The organism is Phytoactinopolyspora alkaliphila, from assembly GCF_010550695.1.
Classification (GTDB): domain Bacteria; phylum Actinomycetota; class Actinomycetes; order Jiangellales; family Jiangellaceae; genus Phytoactinopolyspora; species Phytoactinopolyspora alkaliphila.
On the sequence record NZ_JAAGOB010000006.1, the window covers coordinates 194,470 to 214,660 of the forward strand.

Annotated in this window: 17 protein-coding genes; 6 read left to right on the forward strand and 11 right to left on the reverse strand. The window is 68.3% G+C overall.

The annotated features are described in order from the left end of the window. Window positions 1-27: 27 nt before the first annotated feature. Genes G1H11_RS12975 through G1H11_RS12985 form a run of 3 tightly spaced genes read right to left on the reverse strand, consistent with a single transcriptional unit; the run spans window position 28 to window position 4,078 of the window. Window positions 28-972, reverse strand: a complete 945-nt coding sequence (locus tag G1H11_RS12975) for an N-acetylglucosamine kinase (RefSeq protein WP_216843725.1) — start codon at window positions 970-972, stop codon at window positions 28-30. Beyond that, on the reverse strand, window positions 969-1,871 hold the full coding sequence (locus G1H11_RS12980) for an N-acetylmuramic acid 6-phosphate etherase (protein ID WP_163818995.1): 903 nt from the start codon (window positions 1,869-1,871) through the stop codon (window positions 969-971). Before G1H11_RS12980 ends, G1H11_RS12975 begins: the two co-directional genes overlap by 4 nt. After that, window positions 1,871-4,078 carry an alpha-N-acetylglucosaminidase gene (locus G1H11_RS12985; RefSeq protein WP_163818996.1) on the reverse strand — a complete coding sequence of 736 codons (2,208 nt, stop codon included), beginning with the start codon at window positions 4,076-4,078 and terminating at the stop codon, window positions 1,871-1,873. Before G1H11_RS12985 ends, G1H11_RS12980 begins: the two co-directional genes overlap by 1 nt. 96 nt (window positions 4,079-4,174) lie before the next feature. Here G1H11_RS12985 and G1H11_RS12990 point away from each other — a divergent pair, with 96 nt between their 5' ends. The 5 genes from G1H11_RS12990 (at window position 4,175) to G1H11_RS13010 (ending at window position 9,149) form a co-directional block, all read left to right on the forward strand. After that, window positions 4,175-5,485, forward strand: a complete 1,311-nt coding sequence (locus G1H11_RS12990; RefSeq protein ID WP_163818997.1) for an ROK family transcriptional regulator — start codon at window positions 4,175-4,177, stop codon at window positions 5,483-5,485. Between the two features lie 17 nt (window positions 5,486-5,502). Continuing rightward, window positions 5,503-6,864 (forward strand): ABC transporter substrate-binding protein, encoded by a 1,362-nt coding sequence (locus G1H11_RS12995; RefSeq protein WP_216843726.1) that lies wholly within the window; start codon window positions 5,503-5,505, stop codon window positions 6,862-6,864. Continuing rightward, window positions 6,857-7,819 (forward strand): carbohydrate ABC transporter permease, encoded by a 963-nt coding sequence (locus G1H11_RS13000; RefSeq protein WP_163818998.1) that lies wholly within the window; start codon window positions 6,857-6,859, stop codon window positions 7,817-7,819. The genes G1H11_RS12995 and G1H11_RS13000 overlap by 8 nt, the downstream gene beginning before the upstream one ends. Then, entirely contained in the window at window positions 7,816-8,640 is an 825-nt protein-coding gene (locus G1H11_RS13005) for a carbohydrate ABC transporter permease (RefSeq protein ID WP_163818999.1), read from the forward strand. Before G1H11_RS13000 ends, G1H11_RS13005 begins: the two co-directional genes overlap by 4 nt. Before the next feature lie 146 nt (window positions 8,641-8,786). Next, window positions 8,787-9,149, forward strand: a complete 363-nt coding sequence (locus G1H11_RS13010; RefSeq protein WP_163819000.1) for a hypothetical protein — start codon at window positions 8,787-8,789, stop codon at window positions 9,147-9,149. A gap of 16 nt (window positions 9,150-9,165) precedes the next feature. Here G1H11_RS13010 and G1H11_RS13015 read toward each other — a convergent pair whose 3' ends face one another. The 6 genes from G1H11_RS13015 to G1H11_RS13040 form a co-directional block, all read right to left on the reverse strand. Further along, window positions 9,166-10,254: a Gfo/Idh/MocA family protein gene (locus G1H11_RS13015; RefSeq protein WP_343074856.1), complete on the reverse strand. Its 1,089-nt coding sequence runs from the start codon at window positions 10,252-10,254 to the stop codon at window positions 9,166-9,168. Beyond that, window positions 10,233-10,940 (reverse strand): ThuA domain-containing protein, encoded by a 708-nt coding sequence (locus tag G1H11_RS25795; RefSeq protein ID WP_163819002.1) that lies wholly within the window; start codon window positions 10,938-10,940, stop codon window positions 10,233-10,235. The genes G1H11_RS13015 and G1H11_RS25795 overlap by 22 nt, the downstream gene beginning before the upstream one ends. Window positions 10,941-11,039: 99 nt before the next feature. Next, window positions 11,040-13,553 (reverse strand): phosphoenolpyruvate--protein phosphotransferase, encoded by a 2,514-nt coding sequence (gene ptsP / locus G1H11_RS13025; RefSeq protein ID WP_163819003.1) that lies wholly within the window; start codon window positions 13,551-13,553, stop codon window positions 11,040-11,042. 3 nt (window positions 13,554-13,556) lie between these two features. Next, entirely contained in the window at window positions 13,557-14,192 is a 636-nt protein-coding gene (gene dhaL, locus G1H11_RS13030; protein ID WP_163819004.1) for a dihydroxyacetone kinase subunit DhaL, read from the reverse strand. A gap of 2 nt (window positions 14,193-14,194) precedes the next feature. Further along, entirely contained in the window at window positions 14,195-15,196 is a 1,002-nt protein-coding gene (dhaK, locus tag G1H11_RS13035; RefSeq protein ID WP_163819005.1) for a dihydroxyacetone kinase subunit DhaK, read from the reverse strand. A 28-nt stretch (window positions 15,197-15,224) separates the two neighbouring features. Further along, window positions 15,225-16,001, reverse strand: a complete 777-nt coding sequence (locus G1H11_RS13040) for an MIP/aquaporin family protein (protein ID WP_163819006.1) — start codon at window positions 15,999-16,001, stop codon at window positions 15,225-15,227. Between the two features lie 123 nt (window positions 16,002-16,124). Between G1H11_RS13040 and G1H11_RS13045 the strand changes: the two genes are divergently transcribed. Then, a complete protein-coding gene (locus tag G1H11_RS13045) occupies window positions 16,125-16,874 on the forward strand; it encodes an IclR family transcriptional regulator domain-containing protein (protein ID WP_163819007.1) in 750 nt (249 codons plus the stop codon). Window positions 16,875-17,528: 654 nt separating this feature from the next. Here G1H11_RS13045 and G1H11_RS13050 read toward each other — a convergent pair. Next, window positions 17,529-18,593, reverse strand: coding sequence for a lysylphosphatidylglycerol synthase domain-containing protein (locus G1H11_RS13050; protein ID WP_163819008.1), 1,065 nt, complete (start codon window positions 18,591-18,593; stop codon window positions 17,529-17,531). Between the two features lie 237 nt (window positions 18,594-18,830). Next, on the reverse strand, window positions 18,831-19,871 hold the full coding sequence (locus G1H11_RS13055; protein ID WP_163819009.1) for a LacI family DNA-binding transcriptional regulator: 1,041 nt from the start codon (window positions 19,869-19,871) through the stop codon (window positions 18,831-18,833). Window positions 19,872-20,191 lie beyond the last annotated feature (320 nt).

Here is a 20,191-nt window from a genome sequence, read left to right on the forward strand (position 1 = left end):
AGCGGGGCTGGTGTCTCGCCGCGCGGATTACTCGTCCGTCATCAGATGGAGGTGCGGAGGCCGGTGGGCCAGTTCGCGCCGTGCGGCCCGGCGGGCGAGCGTGAGGGCGCCATCCGCGGAGCTTCCTCGCGGGGCAACGATCCGGGCTTTCGGTGCCAGCTCGCCGACAGTCGCCGTGAACGGATCGAGCAGCAGCGAGCCCGCATCGAAGAGCCGACCGCCCCAGGAGACCCATGGTTCGGGTCCGAAGGCCGCCGCCGTGGCCGCTTCGGCCAGATGCCGGCCTGCGTCGCGCCAGATCGCGGCAGCAGCGCCGTCTCCCGCGCGGGCGGCGTCGGCGACGATCGGTGCGAACCGGGCCAGCAGGTGGGCGGGTGAGGGAGCCTCGTAGGTGCGGGCCACGAGTTCCGCGGGATGGCCGAACGTCTCGCAGAGGCGTCCGAGCAGATCGGCTGAGCCTCCTGGGCGGCCGTCATGGGCACGTAAGGCGGCTCTCAAACCGCGGCTGCCTATCCAAGCGCCACCACCGTCGTCTCCCAGAGCGTAGCCCCATCCGTCGGCTTGTCTCCAGATCCGGTCGAAGTCCGTTCCCAGCGCGATGGCTCCGGTGCCGGCGGCCACCACCGCTCCGGCCCGATACCCGAGCGATCCAATGTGCGTGGTCAGGGCATCACCGGCCACGACGACCGCCGCCGTGCGGATCTCGGTGCGAAGTGCCTTGGACAGCTGCGCGGGTGCGTCATCCAGGCCGGGGATCCCGGTCATGCCGATGGCGACCGCATCGAAGACCTCGGCCGCGGATGCCGTGGCCGCGTTCACGGCGGCCACGATCCGTGGGGCCAGGCGAGACACGTCGACCTGCCCGTTGGCCCGTGGCACCGGGGACGTGTCGTCGTGACGTGTGCTGTTTTCGCCCGACTCGATCCGGACCCTGATGCCGCCGCCTCCGATGTCGATGCCGGCGATGGTCACTGGCCTTCCTCCCGCACAGCGGTGATCGCCCGGCGAATTCCTGGATGCATGGCCAGCGCGGCCCGGGCACGCTCCGGCGTGCATCCGGTGAGGAGACACACCAGCGCCGGGGGCACCTCGCCGCCATTGTCGGACAGGGCTTGCCGACATGCCGTCGCGTCTTCACCGGTGGCCTCACGAAGTACCGCCACGGCTCGTTCGCGCAGCTTCGCGTTGGTCGCGACGAGCCCCACCATGAGATTTCCGTACGTTCGCCCGGACTTGATCATGAGTGCGGTGGAGAAGGAGTTCAAGAGGATCTTGGTGGCTGTTCCGGCCTTGAGACGGGTGGAACCGGTAAGCGCCTCGGCGCCGGTGTCGGCGACGACGCTGATGTCCGCGGCAGCCCGTAGCGAAGCCGCCGGATTGCAGGTGAGCAGGATGGTCAGCGCGCCAGCCGAGTTCGCCGCTTTCAAAGCTCCGCCGACGTAGGCCGTGCCGCCGGATGCGGTGACGCCGACGGCCACGCTCGACGTGTCCAGATCCGCGGCGTCTGCCGTACCCAGGTCCGCCGCGTCCTCGTGATCGATCGAGCTGTCGGCGACGGCGCGCGCGCCGCCGGGGAAGTGCGCGGTGAACAGCTCGGGCGGTGCGCCGAACGTTGGTGTCACCTCTGAGGCGTCCAGCAGTGCGAGTCTGCCCGACGCACCGGCACCGAAGTAGTGCACCGCGCCGCCACGGCTCAAACGCTGGTGTGCCGCGTCGACCGCTTTCGCCAGCTGCTGGGCTGCCGCACCGGCGGCGCGGACGGCATGCGCGTCCTCGTCGTTCATGAGCTGCAGCATCTCCGCCGTGCTGACGGTGTCGATGCTGGCCGTGCGCGGGTTGCGGCGCTCGGTGGGGTAGTCGGTGATGGTCATCATGCTCCTCGTGGCTGGCTCTGCGCCGCGCTGGGGAGCGCGCTGGCGAACTCGGAGTAGGTGGTGTACAGCAGACGCGATTCGGCGGCCGTGCTCTGGACATCGGTCGGAGTGCCCGTCGGACCATTGCGTAGGAACTCCTCGGCGAGCCCGCGGAGCTGGGCATCCAGTTCTACGGCGGGAACGGAGGACTCGGGACCAGCAGCGACGGCAGCGTCGAGTCCGTGTGCCCACGCCGCCCAGCGTTTGCGGTAGTAGCCGCCGACGAGGCCGCTCCAGACACGTCCGGCATAGTCATCGAGCTCGGGGGTGTCCGGCCGACTCCAGACGGTGACGATGCGGCGGGCGTTGCCGGTCAGCACCGCCAGTTCGCGGTCGTCGCTCGCCCACCGGGCAGCGGCGGCTTCCCAGTGCTGAACCGTGAACTCTGCCCTCGTGGCCAGCAACCGCTCGAGGTCGCTGAACACGCGCAAGAAGTCCTCAACCCGGCGTTCGGGGGTGGAGCAGTCTCGCCGCAGCTCCTCGAGGACAGCCAGGTAGAGATGGTCCGCCACTCGAGACAGCACAGCGACGCCGATGTCGACGAGGTCATGCCCGAGTGGACCGGCAGCCAGCCCGGGACTGTCCTCGGCGGCGTCGATCATCCGGTCCCAGGCGGCGACGAGGGTCTCCGGGCGGTACCAGAGCAGTCCGCCGACCTCTGCGCGGACGGTGTCCAACCAGTCGTCGAGTCCGGTGGCGATGCCGGCGTACGACGGCCTCGCGGTAAGCACGCCGGTGAACGACTCAGGAAATATCCGTACCCCGCGGGCGTCATAGACAGTATCGATCAGTCCACTCCACGCGGCTAGCAGGCGCTCCGAGTCTGTTCCGTAGCGCTCGGCCACGAACGCGGGCAGCCAGGCTTCGACATCGGCGGCCGGGCTCCATAGCTGGTCGGCGACGAACTCGAAGTAGACAGGGTTGTTGTAGGTGGCTTCCATCGACAGCCCGATGCCCGCCGGCGGGTTCGGGCTGTTCAGTGCCGACGCGATTTCCGAGGTGACACCGTGCAGGTCGCCGATGGGTTCGGTACGGCCGCCGAAGTTGAGCAGAGCGCACCACAGCCAGGTCTTGCCCGCGAATCCGTCCAGCCGTCTCCATTGCGGGTCATGTTCCGCCCAGAGGTCGGCGAGGATCACCCGATCGTCCGGGATGGCGTCCAGGAATGCCCGCACACGCTGGCTGGTCCAGAACTCCGGCTGGTAGGAGAACGGCCAGGCTTGCATGAGCCAGATCGCCTCCGGATCGGCCGCTACCAGGGAATTCAAGGTTGCGGCAGCCATGGCGGCAGGAAAGCCGGGCTCGGCCTCCACGGGGGGCATTTCGATGAACGGGTCCACGGCGTACAGGTGGTCGGTGCCGAACAGTTCGATCTGCGCACGGGTGATCTGCGCGCCCACCTGTTCGAACAGTGGGTCGTTCGGGTGCAGAACGTGGGACCGGAACCCCTGCCAGTTGCGTGTGCTCACCCTTTCGGGCGCCAGCTGGGCCGGGACGTGGCCGGTGAAGGCCGGCAGCACCGGCGTCATGCCGAGGGCGCGCTGCCGCTGGATGATTCGCGAGCCCAGCTCCTGGTGGCTGTCGATCCAGGACTGCGAAAGCGGACCGGCGAAGGAGTCGAGGCAGCCCATGTAGTGGAACGGGAGGTAGCCGGGACCGCCCAGAAACTCCCGGACCTCGGGACCGGACATGCCAAGACGGCTGTATGCCGTGAACAGGGCGGCTTCGTGACCGGTCGCGGCCAGCGGCATGGTAATGCCGTGCAAGGCCATCCAGTCGATCTCGCGCTCCCACTGTGCCCAGTCCCAGTAGGGCATGGTGTAGCTGAAGGTGCAGAAGTTCAGGTAGTAGCCGTCCCGGACGCGGGCCCGTCCCGACGTCTCGGGGACGTCGGGCAGCCGAACTGCGGGGAGCGGCAGCGCCGTGTCCCAGTGGACCGCGCGTCCACAGTGCCGGCGTAGAAAGTGGTGGAGCGCGACGGCGGCGCTCACGCCGTCCGACGCCGCGATGGTGAGCAACCCGTCAGAAGCCCGGTACGTGTAATGCCGTCCTGGTCCAGGGGAGGACTCGAACTGAACGGAGTCCCCGGATGACCCGAGCACTCGCGCCGCTAGGCCGCGGAGGGCGCCAGCCCACGACGGCGGCTGCTGGTCATCGCAGTTCAATGCGGTGTCTCCAACTCGATCTCACTTAGTTTCGTACGGCACGTATTAAAGTATGTTAGCGTACCGCTCACCCATTCGTTCGCAAGGGAGGCCCGCATGACCGCACCGGGGACCGTCGTCGCGGCCGGCACCGAGTTCATGCGTGAGATCAATGCCTCAGCGATCCTGCGACGGCTGCGGTCGGAGCGCAGCATGAGCGTCGCCGCGCTGGCTGAGGCGGTCGGCTTGTCTCGCCAGGCCGTGACGCGATCCTTGCACGCCCTGGCAGCGGAGGGAATCGTCGAGTTCACGGCGCCGGAGCGCCGTACCACCCGGATGGGCCGCCCGGCGCAACTCGTGCGGTTCCGAGCGGAAGCCGGCTACGTGCTGGGCGTGTCCATCGATCCTCAACACTTGCGGGTGGCCCTGTGCGACCTGGCGGGCGACGTCGTCACGTCAGAGCACGTGGAGTTCCCACCCGAGGTGGCGGGCGAGGAGGCGCTCGCCGCACTAGTGGCAGCTGTGGCCCGGGTGCTCGAAACGGCAGGAGTGCCACGCGAGGACGTCTGGTACGCCTCGGCCGGCGCCCCGGGCATCGTCGATCCGGCCGCTGGTGTCATCAAGTTGATCCCGAGCATGCCGGGCATCTCCGGGGACATCCTGGTGCGCATCATCGGTGACGCGGTGGGATGCCCGGTGTACCTCGACAACGACGTCAAGCTCGCCACTCAAGGCGAGCTTTGGCGCGGCGTGGAGCATCCTCAGGAGTCTCTGGTGGTGATCCACTGGGGTGACCGCGTCGGTGCGGGAATCGTGCTCAAGGGCGAGCTGTACCGGGGGGCCTCCAACGACGCCGGTGACATCGGCTTCCTTGACCTCCTCGTCGGCCCGGGTGAGACGGCGCCCGACCCCGCGCCGGACACCGACCTGCCCAGACCGCCCGGCTTGGGCAGATTCGAGGAATGGGTCGGCGCAGGCGAGATCGTCGCGCTGGCGTCCGCAGCTGCGCGGAGACTCGGCGACGACGATCTCCGGTTCCGGCTGGGCGCCGGTGGCGATCACCACGTGGATACGGTGATCGACGCGTTCACCGACGGCACACCGGCCGCCGTGGCGGCGATCGAGGTCGCTGCGGGCCGCTTCGCCAAGGGGGTCGCGGCCATTCGGGCCATCCTCGACCCGAGCTTGATCGTGATCGGCGGCCCGCTTGCGAGATGCGGTGAGCCGCTTCTCGACGTGATCCGCCGGGACCTTGAAAGCCATCCACTCAACCAACCAGCTCTGGAGATATCCGCGCTTGGCGACGACGCGGTGCTGTTCGGTGCGCTTTATCACGCTCTCGCCGAGATCGAGCGAGCCGGGTTCGGCCGGCTCGACGGGAAACCCGCTGAGAGCGCCCATCACGACCACGGGAAACGATCAAACTGAAAGGCAGGGTAAACGTCATGGGGAAGACACGATTCAACCGGCGGGTGAGCGCGTTCGTCGCGATCGCCACGCTTGGTGCGATGAGCCTCGCGGCCTGCGCGGACACGTCCGGGCCGGGCGAGACCACCGGCGGTTCGACCGGCGACGAGGTTGGTGATTCGGCCGAGCGGGAAGCGTCGACCACCATCGGCGACGAGCCGGTCACCTTGACTCTCGCCTACACCGACGATCCGCCGACGCAGGCGCTTGTCGACGGATTCACTGAGGTGCATCCTCAGGTCACGATCGAAACGCAGCAGACACCGTTCAGCGACTACGTGAAGACGATCAAGCTGGCGATGTCGTCCGACAGCCCACCGGACATCGCGCAGTACAACCCCGGTGCCATGAACACCCTTGTCCCCGCCGGGCTGATTCTGAGTCTCGAGCCGTGGAAGGATGCCTACGGATGGGAAGGCTCATTCCCGCAGGCAAGCCTCGAAGTGCTCAGCTCCGACGACGCCGCGGAACAGTTCGGGACCGGGGACTTGTACGCCGCACCGGGAGCCCTGTCCGTTCTCGGTGTCTTCTACAACGCCTCGATCCTCGATGAGGCGGGAGTCAGTGAGGTCCCGGCCACGCTAGCGGACCTCGAAGAGGCCTTCGCCCAGGTACAGGACGCCGGATTCGACGCGCTGAGCGTCGGAGGTTTGCAGGTGGGCGGCTTCCACGTGTGGAACGCGCTTCTCAACGTCCTCGGTGACGTGCACGACTATCGTGACTGGGTCTACGGCTCCCCCGGAGCGAGCATTGAGAACGAGGCCGCGGCCGAGGCGACTGAGACGTTGGCGAGATGGGTCGAGGAGGGTTTCATCCCCTCGGGAGCAAACGCCACCGCCGACAGCGACGCCCAAGCGGACTTCGCCAACGGTTCGTCGGCCTTCCTCGTGACGGGCAACTGGGCAGCGTCCGCGCTGGAGGCCGAACTCGGGGAAGACGTCGGATTCTTCCTCATGCCGGGTCCCACGGGAGACACGGTGAACGTCGCCTCCGGAGCCAGCGTCGCCTATGCCATCTCCGCCAAGACCGAGCACCCGGACGTGGCTGCCGCATTCCTGGACTATCTCAGTTCGCCCGAGGCCGCCCGGATCCAGTTCGAGACCGGGTTCATGCCGGTTGAAACGGAAGCGGACTTGAGCGCCGACGGTCTGCGCGCGGACATCGCCACGAGCTTCGGCGGCGTGGTGGAGAACAACGGCATCGTGCCGTTCCCCGACTTTGCTTCGCCGGGGATGATAGACAAGCTGACGCCAGGTATTCAGGGGATCATCAGCGGCAGCACCACCACCGACGCGTTCCTCGGCTCCCTGCAGGAGTCGTGGGACGAGCATCATGGCTGAAGTTCCGGCCACGTCGACCTCTTCGTCGCGGGCGGGTTCCGCCCGCGACGGAGGGTCGGCCTCCTCCAGGACGCGCCGCCCGGGTCTGGGTGGCCGTGCGCGGCGAGCCCGCGGCTGGCTCTACGTCTTGCCGGCCGTCGCCGTGTACGCGGTGTTCGCCATCTGGCCCGCACTGAGCACACTGCGGCTGTCTTTCCTGACTTGGGACGGCGTGCTCCCTGCGACTTCGGCAGGCATGGACAACTACACCCGGATCTTTCGGGATCCGGCGCTGTACGAGGCGATCCTCAACAGCCTGGTCTTGATCGTCTTCTTCTCGTTCATCCCGGTGCTGATCGGCTTGCTCATGACGGCGCTGCTGATCGGCAGAGTGCGTACGGGCATGACGTTCTTCCGCGTCGTGTTCTTTCTTCCTCAGGTGCTTCCGCTGGTCGCGGTCGGCATCACATGGCGCTGGCTCTACAGCGACCGGGGTGTGCTCAATCAGCTTCTCGAGCTGGTGGGACTGGACGGCATCACCCGCGCATGGCTGGGTGACTATCACCTCGCGCTCATCGCGCTCGGGCTCATCGGCACGTGGTGCATGAGCGGGCTGTGCATGATGTTGTTCCTCAGCGGTGCCCAGAAGATCGACACCGCGCTGTACGAGGCCGCCACGCTGGACGGGGCGGGAGCGGTCCAGCAGTTCCGCCACGTCACCCTTCCCGGCGTTCGCAAAGAGATCACCATTGCCGGGGTGATCACCACTATCGCCGCATTGGCCAGTTTCGACCTCGTCTTCGTCACCACCAACGGCGGGCCTGCTGGCCAGACCAACGTCCCGGCGCTGCTCGTGTACCGGCTGGCGTTCAACGAGGGCAACATTGGCAGCGCGAGCGCTCTTGCCGTCGTGCTCACCGTCATCGTGATCGCCATTGTCAGCGCCATTCGATTCTTTGCCCGGGAGGGGAAATGAGAACCCGCACGGGAGGAACCGCCGTGCGCTACACGCTCCTGGTCGCGCTGGCGGTGACCGTATTGCTGCCGTTCGTCAGCATCATGCTGGCCGCTCTTCACCTGCCGGGTGCTCAGATCAGCGGCCTGAGCATCCCGAGTGAGTGGTCCTGGCGGAACTTCTCGCTGGCGTGGGAGCAGGGCAACTTCTCGAACCTGATGCGGTCCAGCGTGATCATCGCATTCTGTGTGGTCCCGCTCGCCGTCGTGCTCGCCACCTTGGCCGCGTACGGCTTGGCCATCCTGAAGGTCTGGGGCAATCGGGCGCTATCGGTGGGGTTCGTCCTCGGTCTGACCATCCCGGTAGAGCTCGTCGTCGTCGCTTTGTACTTCAACCTGCGCGAAGTGGGATTGACCAACTCCTACCTCGGGATCATCCTCGCCGAGGCCGCGCTGTTCATGCCCTTCGGGGTGTATTGGATGCAATCGCACTTCTCCAGCGTCCCGGAGGAGCTGGTCGAAGCTGCGCGTATCGACGGCGCTCGTGATCTTGCGGTACTCGTGAAGGTCCTGGTGCCGATCTCCTGGCCGGCGATCACCACCTTGTCGGTTCTGTATTTCATGTGGTCGTGGAACCAGTTCCTCCTGGTACTGGTCATGATGCAGGACCCGGATCGCCGGACGGCACCGGCCGGCCTGGGCCTCTTCGTCGGCCAGTACTCCACGGACATTCCGCTGCTCGCCGCCGCGAGCCTGATCGTCATCGCGCCGATCGTGCTCGTGTATCTGCTCTTCCAGCGCAGCTTCGTCAACGGGATCACTCAGGGCGCGATCAAGGGCTGACCGGCGCCAGGGCGCTCCAGTGCCGGGGTTTGATCGACTTCATTCGTGGGAACTGTGTTCGAGTAACACCCGCGTAGTGGTGTAGGCGCTCGACAACGTCCTCGCCCGCCGCGCAAGCGGCCAAGAGGTGAATGGAGGACTTGATCATGATTGCCCTGGCGATATTTCTGTTCATCGTGGCGATCGCCTTGGTCGTGGCGGTGGTGCTGGAAGGCGGTGACCCGGTTGCGCTTCAGGTGTTCGACGCCAGCGTGGACACGACAGTCATCGGCGTGTTCCTCGCCGGCGTACTGACCGGATTGATTGCGTTGGCCGGCTTCGCCGTGCTGATGATCGGCATCCGGCGCTCGCAGGCCCGCCGCAAGGAGATCGAGTACCTCCGCCAGAAGGTCGCGGAGCGCGAACCCGTCGAGCCGCTGGTAGACCCGGACACCGGTGCCAGCACGGCCGAGTCCAGGTGGAGTGGCGGGAAGTTCGGCCGACGGGATCGGATGGCCGATCAGGCCTGAGCGGCGCTGGCGCCCCTCAGCCGGTGAGAGCGCTGAGCGGGACCGGGGCGGGCCGCTCCGCCGTCGTGCCGACTGCGGCCCATGCTCCCTGTTCCGCTGAGCGCAGGATCGACTCCATGACATCGAGCACGTGCAACGCCAGGGTGGCATTGGCTCGGGGCTCGCGGCCAGTCGGCGTCAATGCGAGGTCGGCGAGACCGATGCCTCGCCCGCCGTCCAGGTAACCGGCGCTCGGCGGGAGGAGTTCCCAATCGTGTGCCGGCCGGTGGATGAGCACGTCTCCGTCGAACTGATTCGGGTCGGGAACCGTGAGGCTGGCCTCTTCGCCGTGCACCTCGATCGGTGCGGCCCGGGTCTTGGCTCCGTCGAAGCTCATGACCAGAGTGGACAGGGCACCCGATGCGTGTCTCAGGATTCCGGTCACGTGGGAGTCGACCGCTACCGGGATCGACTCTCCCGCACGAGGTCCGCGGCCGATCACCCGGCTGGCCCGCGTGTGGCTGGCGGCGCCGACGACGTCAGCCACCGGGCCGAGGAGCGTGACCAGCGCGGTGACGTAGTAGGGACCCATGTCCAGAAGCGGGCCGCCTCCTGGTTGGTAGTAGAAGTCGGGATTCGGGTGCCAGGCCTCGTGTCCCGGTGTGGTCATGGTGGCGGTCGCGGCCACGGGCCGGCCGATCACACCGTCGTCGATCGCACGTCGTGCTGTCTGCGTACCGGTGCCCAGGACGGTGTCCGGTGCGCACCCCACTCTGACGCCGGCTGCCAGCGCGGCCTCGACCACCTTTGTGCCCTCGGCGGTGGTGGCCGCGAGCGGCTTCTCGCCGTAGACGTCCTTGCCTGCGGCGATCGCCTGCAACGCGATCTCCGCGTGCGCCGCCGGAACGGTCAGGTTGAGCACGACGTCGACGGCGGGGTGCGCGATGAGCTGGTCGACATCGAGAGCCTGTACTCCGCCCCGGGCGGCCGCGACCTCCTCGGCCCGGTGGTGTGCCAGGTCGGCGACAGCGACCAGGCGGAGTTGGGGCAGGTCCGCAAGGGTCGTCATGTACTGCGCCGAGATGTTGCCGAGGCCGACGATGCCTACGTCGAGCGGCTTGCCCACAGGAGACCTCTCTCGATGATGGTGCGGACATTGGTGTCCTCCAGGACGTCGACGCTGTGCCCCGGCGTGGCGACGAACACCCTGCCCTCCCCCCAGAGCCGGGTCCATACCGCCGGCGACGTGACCTCGCGGTGCCACGGATCCCACGGGCGTGCCTTCTGCGTAGTGGTAGCCAAGACGTCGTTGAGGTTGTCGGACAGCACCCAGTACTGCTCGGTGACGAGATCGAAGTCGTCGATGCCTCGCGTGATCTCGTGGTCGCGTCCCAGCTCGGTGATGTTGACGGTGTACGGGACGTAGTTGTTCTCCGGCCCGTCGCCCACCCGCTCATCGGGGTGCTTGCCGGGATGACTGGCGAACTGCCCACCTACCAGGTGGAGATAGTCCGACGTGTTCCGGTAGGAGTCGGCGATGCCCCCGTGCCAGCCGGCGAACCCGGCGCCCTGCCGGATCGCGGCCTCGAGACCGGTGAACTCAGCGTCCTCGATGGTGGCCATGGTGTTGCACTGCACGATGAGATCGACATCTGTCATGTACGACGAGTCGGCGTACACGCCCGGGCTGCCCTCCACCCGCACGGCGAAGCCGTGGTCCTTGAGAAACGGGATGAACAGGTCTGTCGCTTCGACGGGGGAGTGGCCCTCCCAGCCGCCGCGCACCACGAGCGCGCTGCGCTGAACTTTCATGTACAGGCAATCCTCTCTGCCTCGGCTCGATCGGCCCGGCTGGCCCGCCGTCGTCTCACGTTAGTGGTCCGGCACTGGCGGAAGCCACCAGGCTCCATCTCAGCCGGTGATCATCGAGCGCACGTCAGCTGCTGAGACCGAGTCCAGGGCTCGGGCAGCGAGGTCTTGGCAGTGCCGTAGGTCGAGTTGACGCACAGCTTGCTTGACCACGGGCACGGCGTACGGGCCGACGCTGAGCTCATCCACGCCGAGGCCGAGCAGCAGTGGCGCGGCGACGGGGTCCGAGGCCACCTCGCCGCAGACGGCAACCCGGGTGTCCGTGCTTGCGGCAGCCCGGCACACCGAATCGATGAGGCGGAGGACACCGGGGTCGAGCGGGTCGGCCAGCGTCGACAGAGCGTCGTTGCCGCGTTCGGCGGCGAGCGTGTACTGGGTGAGATCGTTCGTCCCGATGCTGAAGAAGTCGACGTGCGGAACGAAGATCGCAGCCTTGAGCGCCGCGGACGGGACCTCGATCATGATGCCCACCTCGAGGTCATCGGGGCGGGTACCTTCCGTTCCGCCGCCGGCTTCAGCGAGGACCTCGTCCAGGATCCGGCGTGCGGCCAGGAGCTCGTCGACGGCGCTCACCATCGGAAACATGATGCTGACCGGATGGTCGGCGGCGACCCGGCAGATCGCGCGCAACTGGTCCCGCAACAGTTCCGGGCGGGCCAGTGCGAGCCGGAGCCCACGCACGCCGAGGAACGGATTGGCCTCGATCGGCTGGTCAACGTAGGGCAGCGGCTTGTCGCCGCCGACGTCGAGGGTGCGGATGATCGCACGCCGCCCGGACAGCGCGGTGACCACCGCCCGGTAGGCCTCCTCCTGCTCGTCGACCGACGGCGCCGAGTCACGCCCCAGGAACAGGAACTCGGTGCGGATCAGCCCGGCGAGGTCCGCGCCGTGGTCGGTAGCGGCGACTGCGTCTGCCACGCATCCCACGTTGCCCGCGACGTGGATCTCGGTGCCGTCTCGCGTGAGCGCGGGTTGCGCGGCCGCGGCCATCGCCTCGTCGAGGCGCAGCTCCCGGTCTGCTGCACGGCTCTTGAACTCGATGAGAGTCTCGGCATCGGGATCGACGACGAGCTGACCCGTCTCACCGTCGAGCGCCACGATGGTGTCCTCCGGTGTGGCCAGCACCTGAGCGCCGGCGCCGACGACGGCCGGGATGCCACGCGAGCGCGCCAGGATGGCGCTGTGCGACGTCGGACTGCCGTAGGCCAGGACGATGCCGGAGACGACGTCGCGGTCGAGGAGCGCGGCCTGTGCCGGGGTGAGATCCGCCGCCACGAGGACTCCGGGACGTGGTTCGAACGCGGAGGAGCGGCCGAGCAAGGCGAGTAGCACCTGATCGTGGACGGCTCGAACGTCCTCCGCGCGGGCGCGCAGATACTCGTCGGTGAGTGCGGAGAGGTCCTCCGCGACGGCCTTCACCGTCGTCGACCAGGCGTGCGGGGCGGAGGCTCCGTCGTTCACCCGGCGGCGGACGTCGTCGAGAAGCTCGCTGTCGTCCATCAGCATCAGGTGTGCGTCGAAGACGGCGGCCTCGAACTCGCCGAGTTCCCGCGCGGTCCGGGCGCGCGTCTGCACTGTCTCCCGGCGAACCGTGGCCAGCGCGCTGCGGATCCGCCGCCACTCGGCGGTGGGATCCGCGGCCGGCGCCAGATCCTCCGCGGTGAGCTTGATGACCGACGTTCCGGGTGTCCAGGCCGGACCGGCCGCGATGCCGGGAGACGCGGGGTACGGCCCATCGCCTGAGCCGATCGCCGTGGCGCCGCCGGCCACACCGCTCGACAGCCCCGGGTGAGCGGCGCTGGAGCCGTCGTCGCCGGGGTCGTCGTCCGCCTCGTCGAACTGCCGGGCGGCCAGGGCCAGCACGTGGTCGACAGCCTCCTTGGCCTGGCTTCCGGTCGCGGTCACCTCGATCTCGTGCCCGCGCAGGGCTCCGAGCGTGGCGACCCGGCTGAGGCTGGCGCCGGGCACGGCGGGAGACTCGGTGGTGAGATTGCGCAGCTGTACTCGTGCATCCAGCGTTCGCACCTCGCCGGCAAGCCTGGCCGCGGGCCGGGCATGCAGGCCGTGCCGGTTGGCGACGGTGAACGTGGCCCGCGCGTCCGCGTCGCCGTGATCCTCGTCGACGGCCGAACTGGCGCCGGCGGCCGGACCGGGATGAAGGTGCGCCTGCTTCCCGGCCAGCGCGGCCACTGCCTCCGACTCGACCTCCGCCAGAGTGGCGCCACCGGCGGCCGCCACGGTGGCAGCGACGAGACCCTCGACCAGCGGGGCCGCGCACAGGCGCACCCGCGCCGCCACGCCGGGGTCGACGAGGTCCAAGGCGAGCTCCGCAGAGAGCAGGGCGCTTCCCAGGTCCATCAGGACGAGGACGCCATCCTCCCCGTCGACCTTCTCGATCGCTTCCTGAACCTGGACGGCGTCGGTGCCGAACGTGTGCTCGTCAAGACCCGCCGCGAGGGCGATGCGCACGTCCCGGCCGTGCAGCATCTCGCGTGCGATCTCGGTGGCTGCCCGGGCCAGGGCATGGCTGTGGGAGACGACGACGATTCCGACCATGACTCAGCCCAGCACCGACGCGGCAGCCCGGAACAGCAGTGCGGCGCTCGTGGCGCCGGGATCCTGGTGCCCGACACTGCGTTCCCCAAGATAGGAGGCACGGCCCTTGCGGGCGGGCATCGGAGATGTGGCGTCGCGCCCTGCCTCAGCGGCGTCCGCGGCGGCCTCCAGCGCGGCCCGGAGGCTGGACCCGCCGGCCAGCGCCTCGTCGAGGGCGTCGGCGGCGGGGGCGAGAGCGTCGTACATCGTCTTGTCTCCGGATTCGGCCTTGCCGCGGGCGACGATGCCGTCGAGCCCTGCGCGTACCGCCTTGGCGAAGGTGTCGGCGTCGACCTCTGTGACCTCGCCACAGGCCGAGGCAAGCCGGAGGAAGAACGTGCCATACAGCGGCCCGCTTGCGCCTCCGACGGCGCTGACCAGCGTCATCCCAACATTCTTGAGTAACGCGGCACTGGACGGGGTCTCGGCACCGTCCAGCGCCGCGAGCACTGCCGCCATCCCGCGTTCCATGTTGATCCCGTGGTCTCCGTCGCCGATGGCGGAGTCGAGCCTGGTCAGCTCCTCCTTGTGCTCGTCGACCAGGGCGGCGAACTCACGGACCCAGGCGTTCAGCCCGGACAGGGTGGCGGTTTCGGACATGTTCAGACTCCCCATCGCAGTGCAGGTGTGTTGACCGGCGCGTCCCACAGCGCCAGCAGGTCATCGGTCGCCTTGACGAGAGTGACGGAGCACCCCGCCATCTCCAGCGAGGTGATGTAGGGACCGACCAGCGAGCGCGCGATCCCGACGCCGTGCCCGCCGAGGATGCGGGCGACCTCGTTGTACATCAGGTAGAGCTCGATGAGCGGCGTGCCGCCCATGCCATTGACGAAGGCGATCACCGGGTCGCCGCTGGTGAACGGCAGGTCGCTTAGGATCGGCTCGACCAGCATCTCGGCGATCTCCTTGGCCGGCGCGAGAGGCACCCGCCGTCGCCCTGGCTCGCCGTGGATGCCGATGCCGATCTCCATCTCGTCCTCGGCGAGCTCGAACGTCGGCTTGCCCGCGGCGGGGACGGTGCACGACGTCAGGGCCATGCCCATGCTCCGGCCATTGGCGTTGACCAGCTTCGCGATGTCGGCGACCTCGGCGAGCGGGCGTCCCTGCTCGGCCGCCGCCCCGACGATCTTCTCCAGGATCACGGTGACGCCGACGCCGCGGCGCCCGGCGGTGTACAGGCTGTCCTGAACCGCGACGTCGTCGTCGGTCACCACCGAGACCACGTCGATGCCCGCCTCGGCGGCCGCGAGCTCGGCCGCCATCTCGAAGTTCATGACGTCACCGGTGTAGTTCTTCACGATATGCACGACACCCGCACCGCCGTCCACGGCCTTCGTCGCGGTGAGCATTTGCTCAGGCACGGGGGAGGTGAACATCTCACCCGCGCAGGCGGCGTCGAGCATGCCCGGGCCGACGAAGCCGCCGTGCAGGGGTTCGTGCCCGGATCCGCCGCCGGAGATCAGCGCCACCTTGCCGCTCACCGGGGCGTCGCCCCGATAGATCACCTTGCTGGCGTGGTCGATCTTCAGCTCGGGATGAGCGGCCTCGATCCCGAGGAGGGCCTCGCTGACGACGTCGGCGGGCTCGTTGATCAGCTTCTTCATGGTCACTCCACTGGCTCGGCGGGGCCGGTCAGGCCGGCGCGGACTCGGATTCGGGGGCCGGCTTTGTGGCCTGGACCGGCATGGCGATCTCGGGAATGTCACGTATCCGGGTGAGGGCCATGTAGACGGCCGCCGCGGCGATGCCGGCGGCGATCTCCGCCGCAAGGTAGACGGGCGCCTGTCCCCACTGCACGTCGCCGCCCCACAGTTGCTGGATGATCATCGGGCCCAGCGTGCGGGCCGGATTGATGGAGGCGCCGGTGGCCGGCGCCACGGGAATGATGGCAGCGAAGACCACCAGGCCGATGGCCACACCCGCGAAACCCGGAGCGGCGTTGCGGTGGATCACCATCAAGACGGTGAGCACCAGGATGAACGTGCCGACGAACTCGGCTGTGAACGCCTGGCCGGCCTCCACGCCGTCGCCGTAGGCGGCGATGCCCAAGCCGAGGTCACTGGCTCGGCTGCCGAGGACGCCGATGATCGCGAGCGAGCCGAGCACCGCGCCCACCAGCTGCGCGGCGATGTACTCGGGAACCTTCCGCCACGGGAACTGGCCGGTGACGGCCAGGCTGATGGTGACGGCGGGGTTGATGTGGTTGCCGGAGACGTGCCCGAACGCGTACACCGTGGCGACCACCACCGTGCCGAACGCGAACGAGATGATCCCCAGGTCAGCCATGGTGAATGGGCTGTCCCCGTTGACGATGAGCGTGGCCGGTACGGCCCCGACGCCCACGAACACCAGGAACGCCGTGCCGAGTACCTCTGCCGCCAACTTCTGCGGCGTTCGTAGACCTTCCATCCAGGACCTCCATTGGCCCGTACTGGCCGAATTACATTCGGCATTGTCGAATGATGCTCGAACATTACGGCTATGTTTCACTTGTGGCAAGAGGTAAGCGACGATGAATCTGCGAGGCTTCAGGTGATCCAGTCGGTCGACCGCGCCATCCGTGTTCTCACCGCGTTGCAGGGCGCACGGCGGATGAGCCTGTCCGAACTCGCCGAGCGGCTGGAGCTACCTCCGCCCACGGTCCACGGCATCGTGCGCACTCTCGTGGCGCACGGGATGGTGGTCCAGGACCGCAGCTCCAGCCGCTACCAACTCGGGCCGGCGGTACTGCGTCTCGGCAACGTGTACCTGGATACACTGGAGCTGCGCTCCCGGTCGATGGCCTGGGCCGAAGAGCTGGGGCGCCGGACCGGCTTTGCTGTGCGCGTAGGTGTACTGATGGCCGAGGACGTCGTCATCATCCACCATGAGCCGCGACCCGACGGAAGCCGGCAGATGCCCGAGGTGGGCATCGTCATCCCCGCCAATGCGAGCGCACTCGGCAAGGCGATGCTGGCGTTCCTGCCCGACGAGACCGACGTCTTACTGGCTGGCCCACCGCTGCGAAGCATGACCGGAGCAACCGTCGCCGACCCTGACGAGTTCCGCAGACAGTTGGCCGACGTGCGCAAGACCGGTCTTGCCTTCGAGTGCGACGAGGCCGTCCTCGGTGAGTCGTGCGTGGCCGGTGCCGTGTTCGATTCGACCGGCCTGGCCGTCGGCGCGGTGGCCGTCGTCGTTCCCACCACGGAATGGCCGGTCAGCGACGCCGTGACCGAAGCCGTCCGGACCACGGCGAGGACGATCTCCAGGGAGCTCGGTGCCACGCGCTGGCCCGGGTGATATCTCGCGTGCGCGGGTCTGGCTCCGAGGAAGCGTGGTGTTGTGCCGATCTGGTTCCGAGGAAGCGTGGTGTTGTCAGGGCGACACCAAGCTTTCATGGAACCAGCCCAGCACAGCCGGTCAGTGACGTCCCCTACGGCGCTTCGTGAGCAGCCATGCGTAGTCGAGCGGCGATGGAGTCGGTCTCCGCCACTGTCAGCGCCGGCACCGGGGCCCCACCTCGTACCGCCGTCGTCAAGGGTGGCGGCCACGTGAAAGTGCACGTGCGGAACCGTCTGGTGGGCGGGCTTACCGCGAGTAGGCCGTCGTGCGGTGTCAGCCGAGGTGTTGAGGTAGACGGGCGGCATGGGCGCGGCTGCCTGGCCCGTCGGATGGTGCTGGCTCTGCGTTCTGGGGGTGTGCCGGGTGGAAAGGGCGAAGGTCCTGGGTGACCGTTCCATCGTGTGGTGTGCCGTGTGAGAAAGCGCCGGGAGTCCTGGTGATCCTGCGGTCGTGAGGCGAGTCGTGAACGGATCTGCCGATTGGGCCGGCCGGAACTCGCACGGCTGGTTCCACACCGTGCGTGATGATCGTCGTGGGAGGTTTGGCCGATCGGCGGCCGGTTGTGATGATCGTCGTGGGAAAACGAGCCGGATGGCTGGGTCGGGCTCCGGGTCAGTGCAGGGGAGTCGGCTCTGTGGGGGTTGCCGGTTGCAGCATCAGTGGCGTGTTCGGCGCGGTTCGGTCCATGCGTCGCCTGGTGGCCAGCCACACGCCTGCGATCAGGGCGGCGACGATCACCGGCGCCAGCAGGATGACGGCGCGGAAGAGCAGCACGGTCGGCAGTGCTTCGCTGACCGTGGCACCGGCCACGACGAGCGCGCCGACAAGGGTCGCCTCGGTGGAGCCGATGCCGGCGGGCGTCGGCACGGTCGCGGAGAGCGCCGTTCCGGCCGCATAGGAAGCCATTCCGGCGGCGACGCTGACCGGCACGCCGAAGCTGTTCACTGCGGTGGCGAACCCCACGGCGAGGCAGAGCATGGCGACCACCTGCGCGGCCAGGGCGCCCGCGGCCATCACCGGCCGCGCGCGAGCTGCGGCGACGACGTCCCCGGCGGCGGAGAGAGCATGCCGCACACGTTCGGCGATCGTCTGCCTCGTGCGTCTCCGAGTGGGGTCCCCCGGCACCACGCCGTTCGGGCTCGAGTCCGATTGTTTCGCATGTGGGCGCCGCCACGGTGGTACGCGCCACCGGTGCGTGACGCCCTTGGCGGCCCGGCCGATCTGGCGGGCGATCGAGGGTCCGGTGAGCGCAAGCGCTCCACTAGCCAGGATGACGACACCGACCAGCGGCGCGCCTCCCTGAAGCCACGCTGCGCCGAAGATGAGCCCGCCGACGTGGGCCACCGCACCCGCGGCAGCCCACAGCGCGACGACGGCCGCAGCGGCGGTGGTGGAGGCGCCTCCCTTGCGCAGGGCGGCCAGGAAGACGCCGGCCGCACCCACGCCCCCGGGCACCACGCGATTGGTGACCGTGCCGCCGATGTGTGCGGTGGTAGCGCCCAGCCAGCCAAGGTGACCTGCGGCGATGAAACGCTTGCCGACGATCGCCGAGACCGTTGCGAGGAGCCAGCTCGCGCCCACGAACACCGGAGCCCACGGGTTCTGGCTCATTCCGTCGACCAGGCTGGGCAGCGCCGACGGCAGCACGGCGATCCCTCCCACGGCGACGAGGCCCACGAAGAGCAGCGCGACGCCGATGCGGCAGGCGTGACGCCGGCTTACGCGTGCGCGCCAGGCAGTGCTCTGGTCCGCCCGTGGTGGGGCGCGGAACTGCTCTGCACCACGGGCGTCGCCATGTGACTCAGTAGAGATGCCGATGCGTCAGGATAGGACGAAATCAGGCCCGAAATGAAACCCCGATTGTGAACAGCGCCGCAGATCTCGTGCCCATGCCTGCCGATCAGTACAGGAGTATCAACGCGCCGGAGGCGGGCCGGAGCTGGCGCCGACGACAAGCCGGCAGGGCAGGAGCTTCTGGGTGGGCGGTAGCGGCTCGTCGTGCGGCCTCTCGAGCTGGTCGAGAAGTATCTGGACGCCCAGCCGGCCCAGTTCGGTGCTCGGCGGTTCGAGCGTGGTCAGCTGTGGCCGCATCATCTCGGTGACCCTGGTCGAGGAGACGATCGAGACGATGGAGAAGTCGTCGGGAACCCGCCAGCTGATCTCGTCCAGGGCGTTCATCACGCCGATCACCGCGCGCTCGTTCATCACGACGAGCGCGGTGAGCTCGGGGCTAGAGGCCCGCAGCTCGTGAAAGGCCGCCTTGCCGGCGGCCGCGTTGTCCCCGCAGGGCCGCTCGATGTGGGCGATTCCAGCGTCGGAGGCAGCCCGGCGGAAACCCTCGGCCGCGCGGACCGTCGGGCCGTAGCCGACGGACAGCGCCGACGGTGAGTGGTTGAGGAAGCCGACACAACGGTGCCCCAGCTCCATCAGGTGCGCGATGGCGTCCCGCGTGGTCTGCTCAAAGTCGATGTCGGCGTAGCTGATGGTGCCGGGGTCACTTGTCCGTCCGATCATGCTGAACGGGAGGCCGGCCTGGCCGAGCAGATCGACCCGCTCGTCGTCCAGGCGGACCTCCATCACCAGGGCGCCGTCGATGAGGCCCTGGCCGGTGAGGTGCTCGAGCTCATGGATGTCGCGCAGCTCGCTGGGCGCGAGCATGAGGTGGTAGCCGTGCTCGCGGGCGGCATCGGCAGCCCCGGTGACGAACTCCATCTCGGTGACGCCCAAGCCTCGCTCGGGTGTGGGGAACAGTAGGGCGAGGATACGGGTCCGCTTGCTTGCCAGGCCGCGAGCTAGGGCATTCGGCCGGTAGCCGAGCTCCTCCATGGCGCGCATGATGCGCCGCCGGGTACTGGCAGAAACCGGGCGGGTTCCATTCAGCGCGTACGAGACGGTGCTGAGCGCGACATCGGCACGCTTGGCGACGTCGATCATTCTCGGCGGCACGGTGACCATCCCGGAGATTGTCGAAGCGGTTAGCCGAACGGCTCGGCGAACCAGGGCGGATTGCACTCGCGTAACACGATGCAGAGTACAGCCATGAGCCCGTGCGGGAGCGCCGACTCGCTGAGCGCTGTCCTTGCTGACCCTGTTGACCTGCGACGACGCCGCCATCTCGGTGCGCGCATCCGCACCGGCAAGGATGTCGTTACTGAAACGTAACCTTGACCTCGCAGGCTTCCTGTGCCAGATTCGAAGCGCTTCGACAAAGTCTCGAATCTCCGCCCTGTTCACTCGTCGCCGCCGACGCTCATGGCGGCGACCTCGACCGAGAG